The following is a 2,223-nucleotide window of genomic DNA, read 5'->3' as shown; positions in this document are numbered from 1 at the left end:
CCTTTAATGTGTGCAGTAGAATCAATTCGTCTTTGTGCATACCAACCAACATATCCTTTATTTGTTTGTACATTGCGCTATTGTGCACTGATTAAATTAATGTACGAACATAAATCGATTGATTTCAATAAAAGGCTATTATCGGAAATATATGTCCTTGAATCAAATATAAAAAGATAACTATGTAGAGAATTTATATTATTTTGAGAAAATATAAAATAAAAAAAGAAGGCACTAAATAATTAAAAATTAACCATCAAGACCTAAAGGTCTTTAACGGTCAATATTTTCACAGAGGCTGGTCTTTTAGTGATACTTCCTATCTTGGCGCCAACAAGATTTTCAATACCCTTGTTCTCAGCAATGTCAAGGATCCTCTGGGTTATAACACCATCAAAAACAACACTTTTGACATCACCATTGTAGTTCTTAAGGTTATTGACAAGATCACGCACAGCAGTTTCACCAATCACATTATTGCCGGCATCAAGAAAACGAGCACCAAAAGTGCCCATGAGCTCATCTGCATGCGACTTGAACTTTTTTGAAGCTGGCGAGAGTTTAACGACCGGCTCCACAACTTCCTGTACTTCCTCCGAAGGCACCTCGACCTCTACAGGTTCCTGAGAGAATTCACGCTGCTTGATCGGGCGTTTCTTCAACTTAGCTGGGGCAGCAACCCTCGGGATCTCAACAGGTCTTCTTTCTTTTGGTTTCGGTACCCTCTGAACTGCCGGAGCCTTCATGGAATCCGAATCCTTCAAAGAATACTTATCCATTACCTGTTCTACTGGTATCTTCTGCCTTAGCGCCCTGACTATTTCCTTTTGTACAAGATCCTCTACACTCTTGCCATCGGGGGCACGGGCAATGTAATCAATGTTAGCTACCTGTAGAAGTTCCTTTATGATAAGTTCTCCTCCACGGTCACCATCTGTAAAGGCAGTTACTGTTTCCTTTTTCTTTGTTAGTTCTGCTACCTCCGGAGGCACATTGGTACCACCTACACAAATAGTGTTCTTGATACCATACCTAAGAAGGTTCAGCACATCTGCACGACCCTCTACAACTACTATAGCATCTGAATCAAATACTGCAGGACCGCATGGGATCTTATTTTTTCCAAAATACTGCATTTCTTCCACACGTACGGACTGCCGGACCTCTTCGGCTATTTCCTGAGATTCCGGCACATTGGTATCGAACATGCCAGTGAGAATGAACTTTGCACGTTCTATGATCTGCTTCCTCTTTGTGGCCCGCACATCTTCTATATTTGTTATTTCGATCTTGGCGCTGCATGGTCCGACCCTGTCTATGGTTTCCAGAGATGCGGCCAGAATGGATGTTTCCACCTTGTCCAGACTGGAAGGAACCAGAATAGTACCCTTGGATTTGCCACCCTTAGCACTGACAAGGACCTCTATCCTCCCGATACGTCCTGTTTTCTGAAGATCTCGCAGATCCAGGTCCGATCCGAGCAGGCCCTCTGTCTGTCCGAAAATAGCACCTACGATATCGGGGCGTTCTATAATACCATCTGCGCTGATCTTTGAATGAATGATATACTTGGTAGTATCTGCATTTTGCATATATGAATCTCCACATTATTTATGCTGATTTATGCTATTATCTATGGCACATAGCTTGTTCGTCTTGCAAAAACAGTCTAACAAGTGACTTACAAAGCCCAGGCGCAAAGGACCTGATACCGTTTTTAGGTCACTTCAACAGTAGCATTCTGCTGAACCCAATCTCAACTCTGTTCGTTTTTTCCGACGTGCCACACGTAATTCAGCATTACATATGCCCATGTTTTGAACACACGTCTACAGCACTACGAGGGTAACTAACGTTCAATTGGTATATCCAATATCACATGTACATTAAATACCCTTACCGCCATTCCCTTTGGCAATTCATATCAAATGGGATGTTTGATGCTAATAATCAAACGTGAATTCCAACTTATTTCCTGATTATTGTAAATTAGATGATGATAAACTATTTTTGCGTGATCAGAATACCCATGTCCCATGGGTATCCTCAATGATTCTAGATCAATTTCAAGTTGATGTAGCCATATAAGTAATGATTACAATAGGTAATATCCGTATGATATATAATAAACTTGTGGGTTTACAAAGATGCTCAACTCCCTTTGAAAAGAGAAACAGGCTAACGAATGAACTAAATATAGAGAGAGCAGAGTTCTAATACATG

At 40.9% G+C, this 2,223-nt stretch carries 1 protein-coding gene; it reads right to left on the bottom strand.

Annotated features, from left to right (window positions below; genetic code table 11):
- Window positions 1-263: 263 nt before the first annotated feature.
- Complete coding sequence (gene dnaG, locus AB7U21_RS07295; RefSeq protein ID WP_333788175.1) at window positions 264-1,592, bottom strand: DNA primase DnaG; 1,329 nt, start codon at window positions 1,590-1,592, stop codon at window positions 264-266.
- Between the last annotated feature and the right edge of the window lie 631 nt (window positions 1,593-2,223).

The organism is Methanomethylovorans sp., from assembly GCF_050177135.1.
Classification (GTDB): Archaea; Halobacteriota; Methanosarcinia; order Methanosarcinales; family Methanosarcinaceae; genus Methanomethylovorans.
Note: the sequence above shows the minus strand (reverse complement) of the source record. Positions and strands in the feature narration are given on the sequence as shown.

Coding starts and splice junctions, on each gene's coding strand:
- dnaG (WP_333788175.1), bottom strand. CDS start 1,592: ATGCAAAATGCAGATACTACCAAGTATATCATTCATTCAAAGATCAGC.